A 13,841-nucleotide genomic window follows, 5' to 3' on the forward strand; every position below is an offset into this window, starting at 1 on the left:
ACTCCTTCATCGCACAACCGCCGCATCTACGCTACTTCGCCTTGGTCACAAGAGCTTCGCGGTTCATCGCCCGCTCGCCCTGCTCCATAGCGCCTCATATGCGGTTCTTGTTCATCGGCTCGCGATTTACGCTCCACGCTTCCTCCCCACACTCGGTCGCCCTCATGCAGTTGCGCTTCACTTCATTCGCTATGACCAGCTTATGGCGGGACTTGCGCCCGCAGGAGTGCGCCCATGCTGGGCGCACGATGCAAACGGCGCCGCGCCGTGACTGGCGCGGCGCCGTTGGGCGCGTCGTATGACCGCAAGGAGCCGCAAGGAGCGCGGCGGCCCCGGTGACTTAGAACGGCAGCTTCGCGTCCGGCTTCTCGGCGAGAATCACGCGTTTGAAGTCGGCCTGGATGCGCGCGAGCGCGGCATCGTTGTCAGCCTCGAAGCGCATCACGACCACAGGCGTGGTGTTCGACGAGCGGGCAAGGCCAAAGCCGTCCGGATATTCAACGCGCAGGCCGTCGATGGTGATGACTTCGTCGGCGCCCGTGAACTTCGCGTTCTTCTGCAGCTTGCCGATCAGCTCGAAGTTTTCGCCTTCCTCGAGCTTCAGCTGCAGCTCGGGCGTGGCGTGCGAGTTCGGCAGGTCGTTGAGCAGCTTGCTCGGATCGGCCACGCGCGAGAGGATTTCGAGCAGACGCGCGCCCGTGTACAGGCCGTCATCGAAGCCGTACCAGCGGTCCTTGAAGAACACGTGGCCGCTCATTTCACCCGCGAGCGGCGCGCCGGTTTCGCGCAGCTTCGCCTTCACGAGCGAGTGGCCCGTCTTCCACATGAGCGGCTCGCCGCCCTTTTCCTTCACCCACTTCGCGAGATTGCGCGTGCACTTCACGTCGTAGATGATCTGCTTGCCCGGATTGCGCGAAAGCACTTCCTCGGCGAACAGCATGAGCTGACGATCGGGGTAGATGATCTGGCCGTCCTTGGTCACGACGCCCAGACGGTCGCCGTCGCCGTCGAACGCGAAGCCGATTTCCGCATCGGTTTCCTTCAGCGCCCGGATCACGTCCTGCAGATTCTCGGGGTGTGCCGGGTCCGGATGGTGGTTCGGGAAATTGCCGTCCACTTCCGTGAAGAGCTCGACCAGCTCGCAGCCCATCGCCTTGAACAGACGCGGCGCCAGGCCGCCCGCCACGCCGTTGCCGGTGTCGACGACGATCTTCAGCGGACGCGCGAGCTTCACGTCGCTCAAGATGCGATCGACATAGGCGTCCGCGATGTCGTACTTCGTGTAGCTGCCCTCGCCCGCGTCGAAACGGTCGGCCACGATGCGGTCGTACAGCGCGAGGATCTGGTCGCCGTAAATCGCCTTGCCGCGCAGGACCATCTTGAAGCCGTTGTAGTCAGGCGGATTGTGGCTGCCCGTCACGACGATGCAGGAGTCCACGTTGCGCTCGCCGCCCACCAGTTTGAGCGGCACGCTCGCGGCGAAGTAGCCCACGGGCGTGGGCACCATGCCGACGTCGACCACGTCGACGCCGGCTTCGCACAGGCCGTCGGCCAGTGCACGCGAGAGATCCGGACCCGAGAGTCGGCCGTCGCGCGCGATCACCACCGCGTCGCCGCCCTGCGCACGCACTTCGCTGCCGAAGGCGCGGCCGATAGCGCGCGCGGTGTCGGTGTCGAGCGTCTTGCCGATCACGCCGCGAATGTCATATGCCTTGAAAATCGATTTCGAAATCATGTTGGGCTCACGTCCTGATGGGATTCGGGTCTATTCGTAACACGGACAGGCATTTGAAAGCCTTTCGCGTTACGAAAAATGGGATCCGTTACAAACTATAATTGCCGTCTTTCGGCAGTGGTATGTACCCATTTTAATGCTTCGCCGTTTCCTTTTATCGCCAAAATATTCGTCAAAAATGGCGGAGAGAGTGCGCATGGCCCGTGCCTGCCCCTTTTTTAGCGCCTCCCGCCACGGCGAGGCGCGATGCTGAGCCTCAAGCGCTTCGGCAATCCCGACGTCGCGCGCGCGTTTGCGAACATCGTGTGGCTCGGTCTCGAGCGCGTCACGCAGATCGCGGTGGCCATCGCTATCAGCGGCGTCCTCGCGCGCTATTTCGGCCCTGACATATTTGGCAAGTGGCAGTACGCCAACACGCTGCTGCTCGTGCTTGCGCCCGTGACGTGGGTGTGCGGCGCCGAGATTCTCGTACCCACCATCGTCAACCGGCCGCCGGGCCAGCTCGGCACCGTGCTCGGCAGTGCGTTCGCGCTGCGCATTGGCGTCTCGGCGGCGGCGCTGCTTCTCACGTGGGCCGGCATTGCGCTCGGCGTGACCGATCCGCTCGTCGGCGCGATGCTCGCCGGGCTCGCCGTGACGATGTTGTTTCGCGAGCCATTTGTGGGCGTGATCAACGCCTGGCTGCAGAGCATGACGTATAGCAAGCCGCAATTGCTCGCGAGCATGACGACGGCTGTGATCAAGGCGCTGCTCGTGTTTCTGCTTGCGCGCGCGGCGTTCGCGCCCGCCACCTTCGGGTGGCTCTGGGCGCTCGAATCGGCGGCGATCGGCGCTGTGCTCGTGCTTTACTTCCGGCGCCGCCACGGCGGCAAACTCGGCTGGCACGTGGACCGCTCGCTCTTCAAGCATTTCGCGAGCGCGGGCACGGTGTTCTGGCTCGGGCTCATCTGCATGTATCTGTTCCTGAAGCTCGATCGCCTGATGCTCGAGCGCACGATCTCGTTCGCCGATCTCGGCCGCTACTCGGCTGCACAACAACTCAACGAGAACTGGATCACGCTCGCGCTCATGCTCTCGCAGACGATCGCACCCGCCTTCGTCTACCGCGTGCAGCAGACCGCGCAGTTGCGCCGCAACCTCGTGCGCCTCTTCGCGATGACGGCCGCGCTGATGGTGGCAGGCGCGCTCGTGCTCGATGCGCTCGCGGGCTTTATCATCGGCCGCGTGTTCGGGCCGGACTATGAAGGCGCGATCGGCATCTTCCGCTGGGCCGTGTGGCTTTCGGTGCCGGCGGGACTCGAGGCCATCGGCAACCTCGTCGTGCTTAAGTATCAGGCGAAATTCGTGCTGCTCGCGAAATGGCTGCTCGCGCTCGCGGTGGCGTTCGCCGTGAATCTCATCGCGATACCGCCACTCGGCTCGTATGGCACGCTGTGCGGGCTCGCGGCGGGCTATCTCGCGGCGGCCTGCGTGAACCTCTACTACATCCGCTTCAAACTCGCTTCTTGACGCCCTCCCATGCCTAACGGCACGGGATTCCCACAACTGGCGATGCACGTCCGCATCGGAGAATGTTCAGCGCAGCGTTGATATCACGATCATGCACGATACCGCAGCTACTGCAGGTCCACTCTCTTATTCGCAATCCCGCGATACCTTTCGGCCGCGTCGTGCTGTCTTTCGATCCACACGCCGAACAGGACTGGGTAGAACCGCTCTCGTTCACCTCTTCGAACGTAGCCCCGTGCGCGATCGCCTTGTAGCGGAGCTTGTCCCGGAAGGAACTCCAGGATGCGTCATAGACGCTCTTCGCCATCCTCGTTTTGGCGAGCTTGGCGGCCGACACGTTGCCGACCGCGATGTAATCGAAGCGCCGAATCAGATCGAGCGCAAGTTTATGCTGAAAATCCGCGCGGGCATTTACCACCTTCGCGTGCAGCTTAGCGATATGCCGCTTGTGTTTATGCGCGCGCTGGGCCTTCGCGAGTTTTTCGGCAGCCTGCCGGCCAAAACGATCATTCGGAAGCTTCTCGCCTGTGGAGAGGGTCGCGAAATCCTTCAGGCCAAGGTCGACGCCGACGCCGGTCCTGATGGGGCGCGCAGGCGTATCCGCGATCTCGATCGCGATGTTGAGGAACCAGTTGCCGCGCGCATCCTGCGCGAAGCTGGTCCCATCCTTGATTTTGCCTTCGGGCAGCGGACGGCTCGTGAATACGCGGAAGGTGCTGCCTGCAAAACGGAAAGCCTCACCTTCGCGCTTCAGGTCGCGGCCCTTCAGGGGCACCCAGCCGAGAGACTTCCTGCCTCGATAACGCAGATAAGGCCGTCGGTGCTGGCTGCGCGACTTCGCGTACTGTTCGCAAGTCGCATTCACCGTGCCGGAGTGGACGCCGAGATCCTTGCTGGCGCCGGTCGTCAAACCATTGAGGTCAAAGCCTGTCGGCCACTTCTTGCCCCACTTGAGCGCGTGCTTCTGCGTGTCATTGCAGAAATTCCACACGTAGTTCACTGCGCGGCTTTGTTTGTTAAGCAAGCCGTTAAGCGACTTGACTCGGTATCGGTAGACACGGATCATGCCGGTCATTTTAACTTCGGAATGCCGCTGTCAAGCAGCGGCGCTTCTCTCGTCCCCGCCATGAATGGCGGAGTTTCTCGGAGCAACTGATGAATCCCGCCGAGCTCCCAACGAGCGACGGACGCGAGGGCGCGCTGGCCGACGTCGCCGTGCTCATGCCCGCATACAATGGCCAGGACGACGTCGCACGCACGCTCGCTTCGTTCGATGAGGACGCCACCATCTACGCGCTCGTCGTCGACGATGGCAGCACGCCGCCCATCGTCGCGCCTGAGGTGCCGGGCATGTGCGTGGAAGTTTTGCGGATGGCGAAGAATGGCGGTATTGAGCGTGCTTTGCAGGCGGGTGTCGAGGCGCTCGCGGCGCGCGGGTTTCGCTACGCAGCGCGTATCGATGCGGGCGATCTCGCCGCGCCGCAGCGCCTCGCGAAACAGCGCGCGCGCATGGAGTCGGAGCCCGGGCTCGCTGCGCTCGGCACCTGGACCCAGGTGGTCAATCGTGCGGGCGAGCCGCTTTTCATGCTGCGTCCGAGCAGCGATGCGCGTGCGCTGCGTCGCTCGCGGCTCTTGCGCTCGCCGCTCGTGCATCCTTCGGTGATGTTGCGTGTCGATGCAGTGCTCGCGGTGGGCAACTATCGCGTGCAGTATCCGGCTGCTGAGGACCTCGACCTGTTCCTGCGATTGATGGAGCGCTATGAGTGCGCGAATCTGCCGGAACTTGGGCTGTACTATGAGTTGAATGAAGGCGGGATCAGCGCGACGAAGCGGCGGCGGCAGATCGTCTCGACGCTGCGCCTGCAACTGCGTTATCTGAATGTGCTGAACTGGCGTGACTGGGCCGGCGTGGCGAAGAGCCTGCTGCACTTCGTGACGCCGTATCGCACCTTGCACAGAATGAAGCGCGCGCTATTTGCGCGCGGCGCGTAATTGACCTATTCAAATGTTGGCCGCGCTCCGCGGAGCCAACGATCGCGCTGCTGGCCGATACGGAGGCCATATAATTGCGCGAACCTCAAAAACAGGAAGCAGAGTTACCATGGATTGCCAATCCGGCCGGCAGGATTTAGTGTCACAAGCATCGCAAACGTCGGCCGCACCACGTATCGCGGTACTCGTGCCTTGCTATAACGAGGCGACAACGATTGGCGCCGTTGTGCGGGACTTTCAGCAGGCTCTGCCTACGGCCACGATCTATATCTTCGACAATAACTCGTCGGATCGCACCGCGGCGGTTGCGCGCGAGGCTGGCGCCGTCGTGCGCGCTGCCGCCGATCAGGGTAAGGGCAACGTAATCCGTCGCATGTTTGCCGACGTCGACGCCGACGTCTACGTCATGGTCGACGGCGACGGGACTTACGACGCGAAGGCAGCGCCGCAACTCGTCCAGACGCTGGTCGACGATGCACTCGACATGGTGGTTGGTACGCGTGTCTCCGACGAGCGCGAGGCATATCGCCCGGGCCACCGCTTCGGCAACCGCGTGCTCACGCATTGCGTCGCAACGCTCTTCGGCCGGACCTTCACCGACATGCTCTCGGGCTACCGCGCATTCTCGCGGCGCTTCGTGAAGTCGTTTCCCGCTCATGCCGCGGGCTTCGAAATCGAAACCGAGCTCACGGTCCACGCACTCGAGCTGCGCATGCCTGTTGCCGAAGTCGCCACGGCGTATGGCGCACGCCCAGAGGGCTCGCAAAGCAAGCTCAATACGTGGTCCGACGGCATGCGTATCCTCTTGATGATCGCGCGGCTTTTCAAGGCCGAAAGGCCGCTGCTGTTCTTCTCGCTCGGCTTCTTCATTTGCGCGCTGCTTTCGGTCGTGCTCGCCGTGCCCGTTATCGACGAATACCTTCACACGGGCCTTGTGCCGCGGCTACCGACCGCACTCCTGTGTGCCGCGCTCATGCTGTTCGGCGCGATCGTGCTCACGTGCGGCATCGTGCTCGATACGGTGACGCGCGGACGCGCTGAGGCGAAGCGCTTTGCCTACCTGCTGCACCCTGCGCCAAAGCCGCCGGCAGAGCCGCACTGACATGCGTGCCCAGGTACTCCGTTTTGCGCTGGTCGGCGCAATCGGCTTCGTCGCCGACGCCGGTACGCTATGGGTCGCCTTACACCTTGGCTCCGGCTATTTCGCGGGGCGCGCCGCATCGTTTCTGGTTGCGGTCTGGGTGACATGGCAGCTTAACCGCCGGTTCACGTTCGACGCCCGCAGGTCCGGCTCGGCATGGCATGAGTGGTGGCGCTATCTCGCCGCGATGTCCGCGGGCGGATGCTTCAACTATGCCGCCTACTGCGCCGTGATATTGACCTTGCCGCACACGGCGTACGTGCCCTTCCTCGGTGTCGCCGCGGGTTCGCTCGCCGGCCTCGCCGTCAACTTCGCATCCGCCCGCTGGTGGGTGTTCCGTCACCGCCCCCAACGATAACCGTGTCGCAAATCGATCCGCTTTCTCCCGCAACGTCGTCGCGTTCGCTCACCATGCGGCTGAACACGCCGCACGCGCTCGCACTTGCCCGGGTGCTGGTGCCGTTGTGCTTCGGCTTGTACTCGCTGTGGCTTGGCGCCGACTCGAACTGGGATCTGTACAACTATCACATGTACAACCCGTTCGCGTGGCTGCACGGCAAGTTGCGGCTCGATATCGCGCCCGCGGGCATGCAATCCTATTTCAACCCGCTGCTCGATACGCTGCTCTATCTTGGGTACACGCATCTGCCTTCGCGTGTAATGGGATTCCTGATGGGCACGCTGCACGGACTAAGCTTCGTGCTCGTGCTTGGGATCGTGCAATCGGTACTGCCCGATCTGCCGGACCGAGACCGCTATCGCGTGCCGCTCCTGCTTGCGCTGGCGGGCTGCGTCACGGCGAACTTCCTGTCCGGGCTCGGCAGCTCGATGGGCGACGACACGACAGCGCTTTTCGGACTCGCCAGCGTGCTGATACTCGTGTCCGGCTGGGCGCGACTCGGACTCTGGCGGTGGAGTTCGATTGGCATCGCGATTGCAGCCGGTATTGCGGTCGGGTTGAGTGTCGGTCTGAAGCTCACCAACGCTGTGTTTGCGGTCGCGCTATGCGCGGCGCTCCTGTCCTATCCCGGCAGTGCTGTCGTCAGACTGCGTCTGGCCTTCCTGTTTGGCGTGGGCGTACTGCTCGGATTCGCTGCGACTGGAGCGTACTGGCCGTGGCAGATGTGGAAGACGTTCGGCAATCCGCTGTATCCGCAATTCGGCAACCTGTTCCCCACTCCGCTCGTGCAGCCCAACGCAATGGGGGACCCGCGCTGGCTGCCGCACGGATGGCTCGAAACGGTGCTCTGGCCGTTCATCTTCACCCTTCACTCGCAACGCGTAGGCGAAACGCCGATACGGCAAATTATCTGGCCGGTGGTGTACGTTCTGTTCTGGCTGTGGGTCGCGCTCAGTGCGATACGGACGATCACAGGCCGTAAAGTCGCCGCGCTCGCGCCGCGCGCACGTTTCATCGTGGTCTTCGTGGCGCTCGGCTATCTCGTCTGGATGAAGGGATTCAGCATCTACCGCTACATCGTCGTCATCGAAATGCTGACGCCGCTCGTAGCGTGGATCCTGCTGCATCAGTTGCTCCCAGCCTCGACGGCACGGCGTCTCGCCATCTGGATTCTCGTGATCGCTAGCGGCGTGGTCGTCACGGGCGGCGCGCGCACTTGGGGGCATGAAGGCTGGGCCGATCCGCTCTGGCATGCACAGACGCCCACCATCGCCGATCCGCAACGCACCACCGTCGTGCTCGCGTCAACCCAGGGCAAGGGCCTCGCATGGCTCGCGACGCTGTTTCCCGACCAGGTGGCATTCATGCAGCTGGACAGCAGCTTCCCGGGCACGCCGGCGTTCCGCGAAAGCATGAGAGAAGTCGCTCGGCAACGAGGCGGGCCGATCAACGCAATCATCGATGGCGACTACAACTGGCGTATCGACAGCGTCACGACGTTTAATGGCATCGTCGATGGCTTGCGCCTGACCCATAGCGAAGGCGGCTGCAATGCGCTGCGCTGGACACTCGGACGGCTGCGCCTGCATGCGTCGGTCATGCCTGCAACAGGCGGGGACAAACGATGTGAGCTTGGACTGCGTGCCGACGACGTGCGGGATCCTGTCGCGGCGAACCGCGCCGACGCCCAAGCTGCCGTGCCCGTCTTCGAGCGCAACGGATTCACGCTGGACCCTTCAACGTGCGTGCCTTACCGCGCAGGGATCGGCACAGGCGTAGTGGTCTATCAGTGGTGCAGCGTGTCGTTGCGTACGGGCCAATGACGTCGATTGCAAGAACGGCGTCCTGAGCGGACGCCGCCTGAATCTATCGAAGATCGCGCCGCACTTGCAGGGACTGTCACACGACCGCCAGCTCACCTCGTCGTTTCTCGGGCCTCTTGGTTCAACAATCTCTGATCCGGGCAAATCGTCGGTTGCCTGCCCTCTTTGGTCCTTAAATGCGCATCGACGCTTTATGCGCTGACGGGCCTGCGACACTAAAAAGATCGTGCGTCGCAACGACACATAACAGATCTCAATCGCTTAAAGAAAGTCTGTGGGGCGTTAAGGCCAAACCGTTGGCCAAAAGACCTCGGCCTGATCCCGCATCGAGTCATTGAACCAGGCGTGACAGCCCTGGCGAAGAGGATCTGCTGGCTGATCGACTGAAGGCCAATCAAGGCAGGTAGGAAAGTTACCGCTCTACGCTTGAACGTCAGAAGCGATCCTCAGGAACGGCTCGACGTCTAGTCGACGCCGTTGATCCTGCTAATCGGGAGTGAAAGACGCATGTTTTTACGCGTGTTTCGATGCCTGGCGTCAAAAAATTCATGCGCCTTTTCAAAGCTCTCGAAAAATCAGATGATTGCCATTTTCAACCGCAAAACACTGTGCTAATGTTGCTTCTGCATCAAGCGTCTCTGACGCATCGACTCGGCATGGTATCCATGCCCATTGCTTGACTGGCACCCTGCAACAGTGACGACTTCGGTCGAGCTCCCTTGCAATGCTGAGTGAGCCTTACCGCCTCCGGCACGACTCCAGTAGTCCGTCCAGCGAAATTATCTTCCTTGCTGCGGTTCGCCGCACGCCCACGTGAAAACGCACGCGGCTTTATCTGCGCGTGTTCTCCCTGCTTGCGCTCGCACCGAGCGACGATCCGTGCAGCACATTCGACGCGTTGACTTTCGCCCCGTCCGTTAGGACGATTCGGGCTGAGGCGACATGCCCGTATGCGCGCGCCATCGCTTGTTCCTCTGACACCGAGGACGTCTCAAATGACTCGCCACCTGAGCGTGGCGCGCCGCTGTTTTGCGCAGTTTATCCAAAGGTATGGATTGCTTCCCGGTGTGACCGGGTCATCAGCACGCCTCAATTGTCCGAATGCGGATAACAGTAGGCATCCTTTGCATCTTTGAAACACTCGAGCCTCTCGAGTCCATCGATCGATTCGGTCTGCGACGCGCCGCTCTGGCGCACATCAATCGTTTCACACGCCATCAAGCGTGAATTCGGCGCGATGTTTCTCGCGCGAATTCCGCCCCCATCGTGCTCGCCCTCACGCGAGCCGTCATCGCCCACGTGCTGCATGCACACGAATGCGGTTGAACATCGGATGCGCCGCGACGCGGCACGCGATGTTCATCCCGCCTCGGGCTCTCACTTCCAAACGCGCAGACCTTTCCACCGGCTCGAGCCGGGGACCCTCAGCTAAACCGCCTCTGCCCATCTCCTTGCGCTTCCGAATCACAGCAGGTCAACGTCGCACCCTCGTTGGCTCAGCTCAATCACGTGTCCCCTGCGGACACGTCGCCACCGCAACCGGTGGCAACAGGGTGCCCTCATGCGCGTCCCGCCCGCGCATGAGGCTCAGGTACAGGCGGAAAAGCCGACACGGGAAAGGAGCCCCCTATGGGACGAAGGTCACGAGGCGTCAACCACGCCGCACAAATGAGCCGCGAAGCAGGTGGAAGCAAGGACTCACAGAAGCATCGGCGCCTCCACTGGAGCGAGTTCTCGCGCTTCGCCGCGCGCATTGGCCATACGCTGGAATCAGTGGATCAGGCGGAAGACTGGATGCTCGAGTTCTTCGTCTGGTTCCTTGTCGCCGGGGCGATGAAACCTGGCACCCTCGCGAACTATCGAGCGTCGCTCTCAGTGATTCAAGGTACGGCCGGCCAGGATGTCTCCCGCTCAACCCGCAGTCGAGACCTCCAGCTCGAGCGACGAGACCGGCATGGCAGGCATCGAGCGCGTACGCCCCAGGAATTCAGCGACCTGCTCGCCGCAGCGCAGGCGTTCGACAGCAGCGTCGTGCACGTGATTCGCCTGATGCGTTGGCTTGGACTTCGCATGCGCGAGGCACTCATGTGCGGCAAGTCACTGGAAATGTGGCGAGATCTGATCTTGCAGGGAGATCGACGCCTGCCTGTCGAACGCGGAGCCAAGAACGGCCGCCCGCGCCGCACCGAAGTGCTGGCCGACCATATCGACGAGACGCTCGACGCAATCAGCGCAGCGCTGGCGTTCTGCCGCGATCGCGACTTTGAGTTGGTGAGCGGCTGCCACGACGATCTTAAAAGCGCAAAGTCCCGCCTGAAATCGCGCTTTGAGCAATTGCCAATGCGTCGGGAACTCGCGAGCCACAGTCTGCGATTCACGTATGCGGTCGACTTCGCTAACGCCGCACTGGATCGCGGAGTGCCACCAGTCGACGTACTGACCCAGCTCTCGGACCGCCTCGGTCACGGACCGTCGCGAGTGAAGATGATTCTCGAGGTCTACTGCTGGCAGATCCGCCATCGGTTCCCAGAAAAAATCCACTTGCCGAGCGACTTCGTTCCCCGCAAGCAAACGAAGGACCCCGCCGTGTCCGCGACGAGCCGCCCAGAGGATCGGTCCGCGTCTCCCGAGCCTGCCGACAGGCGGCGAAGGCCAGCGCGTGGACGCCGTTTTCAAACGAATCATGGAGGAAACAGGCCCAGAAAAAAATTCTTTTAATCTGCACTACAAATTACCTCACGGCTGCAAACCAAACACTTACATAGGCGCAAGACAACATGCTGGAATCCCCACTCACCGAGGAAGCGCGTGGCGCGCTTAACCGATACAGCAGCGAGAACGCCGTCAAAACGCTGCTACCACCATGGCGACAGTTTGAAGACTTCCTCCAATCGCACCGTCTATCGCCCACTTCCATCCTCGATATTCCGGAGGACGCGCTTCATGCATACGCGCGCCATCTCGACTACCGGGACTGCCATGTCGATGACGCGCTGGTCGCACTTAGCGCCGTGCTCCTTGTATGCCTGCACGCAGGCTACAGCGGCAAGGTTCTGCGCTCCGTCGTGATCCCGCGTATTCGTCGCCCCATCGAGAACCGACAGTGGGATGCATTTCGCTTGCGAACCTACCAGCCGCTCGAATCCTCGCAACTCGCCCGCAGTCGCAGACGCCGGGCCAAGCGCGAAGCGTGCGTGCAGGATACGGTTCGCACCGACGTTGATCTCAAGTAAGCAATGTTCTCAACGCCTTTCATCGCTCCATCTACAAACATCGAAGGATCAACCATGACTCATCTGATTGTGGCTCACTTTCAAAGCTCGAACGGTGCCGCGCAAACTTCAGCAGCGCAAGTTCTTCACGCACAGACTGGAGGATTGCTTATCAATCCTCGCCCGCTTCATATGTCCGACGAACAAGGGAGCAACATGCATTTGGCGGCAAGTGAAACAGCACTTCAGGATCACTACTGCACCTTGATGACATCCCGGCGCGGGGGAATTATCGACGTGTCGCCTGAAGACCGGAAAGCCATGATCGCATTCATCCAGGCAAGGCGCCCCGTTCTTACCGAGCTGAAAACGATTGTCGTGTCGACGTCTCCGGACACCGCGTCACAGCAGGCTGCCGTAGAAACGCTTGCGGAATTAAGTGCGGCGGGTGTGGCTGCGCCCTGCATCAGGATCCTCTGTACCGACGCCCCAGCGAACGCCGCCCTCGAGGAGGTCTACCCCATCGTGGCCGAATATGCGCGTGAAGCGGAGATCACGCTATTGCCCGAGGCGGCGCTTCCGGGATCAACGTCTTTTGCGAAGGCTCAGCAATTCAAGATGCCGATCGCCGCTGTCTTGAACCGCGCTGTCGATTTCGAAACCGAATTGACCGCTGCGCGACTCAATGGTGCGCCCGAGAAAATCATGCATGGACTCGCCCACAAGGTGATCGCGCAGCGCGATCTTCTCGACACCGCGGGTGCGTTCAAACGCGTCGCTGAGGCACTGGGACTACCGTGCATTTCGCAGGATGAGTGGCGTGCCGAATTCGCCCCGGCGACGAACCGTAAGCGGACGAAGGCGACAGCGCTCGATTAAGGGCTTTCAACACAGCATGGCGTAACGACGCCGCCACAAAGGGGATCGACGGCACACTTGCACTCAGTGTCCGTCGATCGGTTTACGCGCGATCCGGCTCGTGCCGATTCGGATCCTGGCTCTCGCCTGTCCGACTCTTCACGGGCGGCTGGCCTCCATGAGTAACAAGCGCAACGCGTCTGTCACGTCCTCCTGCGTGACGGTAGTCGAACCATCACGCAGATAACGCAGAGCGGCAAGGTCAAGGACTCGTTTCAGAACGGCATCCGTGTCCGAGACGAAACGATCCTGCAACGCACGCGAAGCGAAGTCGGTGGTATGGCGGGATACCGAAAAAATATCGCCCGCCATCATTCTTAGCCTCGTCCGGACATAGGAAGCTGTCCAGCTTTCCCGTTTGTCAACGCATCCGATCAAGCAACAGCGACAATGCAAACCATCCGCTGCGCCATTGAAGGCGCATGGTTCGTCGTGCTGTCCGTGTGTCATCTCAACACCGCATCTGAATTCAGCAAACCCGAGATCCCTGGCACGCTGGCATCGAGGCGTTTCATCGAACATCATCTCAGCTCTCCTGTTAGCTAGGTTAGCGATCGCCTCGTTCCGGAGGACGTTCGCCAGCCCAGTATTCCCCCACCATCGCAAAGTCAAGCTTGCGGCGGAGAATGTCGTCAGGATATCTAAATGGCACCAGTACGATGCCAGCCAAGACACCGGCAGCACCGACGTTAGGGAGTGGCTACGGTTTTTAAATGGAATGGCGTCGGCATATGTCAAGAACCGGCATCGCGTTGGAACGCAACGTTCTTCACGTTCCGTTCATTCGTCGTGATGTCACAACCAGCGAGCGGCTCCGGGTAAGGCACCGACGCAGGCAACGCTCCTTCGCACCATCTACGCAAGACAGGCTGCGAGGTTTGTCGATTACGCTGACAGGTGCAACGCACGGCGTGCAGGGCGCAGAAGTCCAAGCATCGAATCCACGAAACCGGCCAGAAATACAGAAGGCCGCGTACGAAAACGCGGCCCTGATTGAAATCGATAGTGAAAGCTGAAGCAGCAGTCGTTCGCTCAGTGCCAACGCACGCGGCGCTCACGATCCGCCTCACGGCTCTTTTTCACCATATAGCCACCGTAAAAGTAGATAACC

At 61.5% G+C, this 13,841-nt stretch carries 11 protein-coding genes; 8 read left to right on the forward strand and 3 right to left on the reverse strand.

Features of this window, described 5'->3' with window-relative positions; translation table 11 throughout:
* Positions 1-340: 340 nt before the first annotated feature.
* Positions 341-1,735, reverse strand: a complete 1,395-nt coding sequence (locus tag M3I53_RS34890) for a phosphomannomutase/phosphoglucomutase (RefSeq protein WP_254320336.1) — start codon at positions 1,733-1,735, stop codon at positions 341-343.
* A 246-nt stretch (positions 1,736-1,981) separates the two neighbouring features.
* Between M3I53_RS34890 and M3I53_RS34895 the strand changes: the two genes are divergently transcribed.
* On the forward strand, positions 1,982-3,244 hold the full coding sequence (locus tag M3I53_RS34895; protein ID WP_254320337.1) for an oligosaccharide flippase family protein: 1,263 nt from the start codon (positions 1,982-1,984) through the stop codon (positions 3,242-3,244).
* Between the two features lie 13 nt (positions 3,245-3,257).
* Here the strand turns inward: M3I53_RS34895 and M3I53_RS34900 are convergent, their stop codons facing one another.
* Positions 3,258-4,310, reverse strand: a complete 1,053-nt coding sequence (locus tag M3I53_RS34900) for a transposase (protein ID WP_254320367.1) — start codon at positions 4,308-4,310, stop codon at positions 3,258-3,260.
* 89 nt (positions 4,311-4,399) lie between these two features.
* On the opposite strand from M3I53_RS34900, the gene M3I53_RS34905 reads away from it, so the two are divergent.
* From M3I53_RS34905 to M3I53_RS34935, 7 genes are all read left to right on the forward strand, one after another.
* The gene (locus tag M3I53_RS34905) at positions 4,400-5,236 is read left to right on the forward strand and encodes a glycosyltransferase (protein WP_254320338.1); all 837 of its coding nucleotides are present in this window, start codon (positions 4,400-4,402) and stop codon (positions 5,234-5,236) included.
* A gap of 109 nt (positions 5,237-5,345) precedes the next feature.
* The gene (locus tag M3I53_RS34910) at positions 5,346-6,338 is read left to right on the forward strand and encodes a glycosyltransferase (RefSeq protein WP_302057971.1); all 993 of its coding nucleotides are present in this window, start codon (positions 5,346-5,348) and stop codon (positions 6,336-6,338) included.
* 1 nt (position 6,339) lies between these two features.
* The gene (locus tag M3I53_RS34915) at positions 6,340-6,735 is read left to right on the forward strand and encodes a GtrA family protein (protein ID WP_254320340.1); all 396 of its coding nucleotides are present in this window, start codon (positions 6,340-6,342) and stop codon (positions 6,733-6,735) included.
* A gap of 2 nt (positions 6,736-6,737) precedes the next feature.
* The gene (locus M3I53_RS34920) at positions 6,738-8,600 is read left to right on the forward strand and encodes a hypothetical protein (RefSeq protein WP_254320341.1); all 1,863 of its coding nucleotides are present in this window, start codon (positions 6,738-6,740) and stop codon (positions 8,598-8,600) included.
* A gap of 1,668 nt (positions 8,601-10,268) precedes the next feature.
* Positions 10,269-11,318: an integrase domain-containing protein gene (locus M3I53_RS34925; RefSeq protein WP_254320342.1), complete on the forward strand. Its 1,050-nt coding sequence runs from the start codon at positions 10,269-10,271 to the stop codon at positions 11,316-11,318.
* A gap of 59 nt (positions 11,319-11,377) precedes the next feature.
* Entirely contained in the window at positions 11,378-11,833 is a 456-nt protein-coding gene (locus M3I53_RS34930; RefSeq protein WP_254320343.1) for a hypothetical protein, read from the forward strand.
* A 54-nt stretch (positions 11,834-11,887) separates the two neighbouring features.
* Positions 11,888-12,691 carry a hypothetical protein gene (locus M3I53_RS34935; RefSeq protein ID WP_254320344.1) on the forward strand — a complete coding sequence of 268 codons (804 nt, stop codon included), beginning with the start codon at positions 11,888-11,890 and terminating at the stop codon, positions 12,689-12,691.
* Positions 12,692-12,829: 138 nt separating this feature from the next.
* Here the strand turns inward: M3I53_RS34935 and M3I53_RS34940 are convergent, their stop codons facing one another.
* Positions 12,830-13,255 (reverse strand): hypothetical protein, encoded by a 426-nt coding sequence (locus M3I53_RS34940; protein ID WP_254320345.1) that lies wholly within the window; start codon positions 13,253-13,255, stop codon positions 12,830-12,832.
* Positions 13,256-13,841: the final 586 nt, after the last annotated feature.

Origin of the sequence: Paraburkholderia sp. CNPSo 3272, assembly GCF_024206495.1 — a bacterium.
Classification (GTDB): Bacteria; Pseudomonadota; Gammaproteobacteria; order Burkholderiales; family Burkholderiaceae; genus Paraburkholderia.

Bases quoted from the DNA above. Each gene is read 5' to 3' on its own strand.
- M3I53_RS34925 (WP_254320342.1), top strand. From the start codon at position 10,269: ATGAGCCGCGAAGCAGGTGGAAGCAAGGACTCACAGAAGCATCGGCGC.
- M3I53_RS34910 (WP_302057971.1), top strand. From the start codon at position 5,346: ATGGATTGCCAATCCGGCCGGCAGGATTTAGTGTCACAAGCATCGCAA.
- M3I53_RS34890 (WP_254320336.1), bottom strand. From the start codon at position 1,735: ATGATTTCGAAATCGATTTTCAAGGCATATGACATTCGCGGCGTGATC.
- M3I53_RS34900 (WP_254320367.1), bottom strand. From the start codon at position 4,310: ATGATCCGTGTCTACCGATACCGAGTCAAGTCGCTTAACGGCTTGCTT.
- M3I53_RS34935 (WP_254320344.1), top strand. From the start codon at position 11,888: ATGACTCATCTGATTGTGGCTCACTTTCAAAGCTCGAACGGTGCCGCG.
- M3I53_RS34915 (WP_254320340.1), top strand. From the start codon at position 6,340: ATGCGTGCCCAGGTACTCCGTTTTGCGCTGGTCGGCGCAATCGGCTTC.
- M3I53_RS34905 (WP_254320338.1), top strand. From the start codon at position 4,400: ATGAATCCCGCCGAGCTCCCAACGAGCGACGGACGCGAGGGCGCGCTG.
- M3I53_RS34895 (WP_254320337.1), top strand. From the start codon at position 1,982: ATGCTGAGCCTCAAGCGCTTCGGCAATCCCGACGTCGCGCGCGCGTTT.
- M3I53_RS34940 (WP_254320345.1), bottom strand. From the start codon at position 13,255: ATGATGTTCGATGAAACGCCTCGATGCCAGCGTGCCAGGGATCTCGGG.
- M3I53_RS34930 (WP_254320343.1), top strand. From the start codon at position 11,378: ATGCTGGAATCCCCACTCACCGAGGAAGCGCGTGGCGCGCTTAACCGA.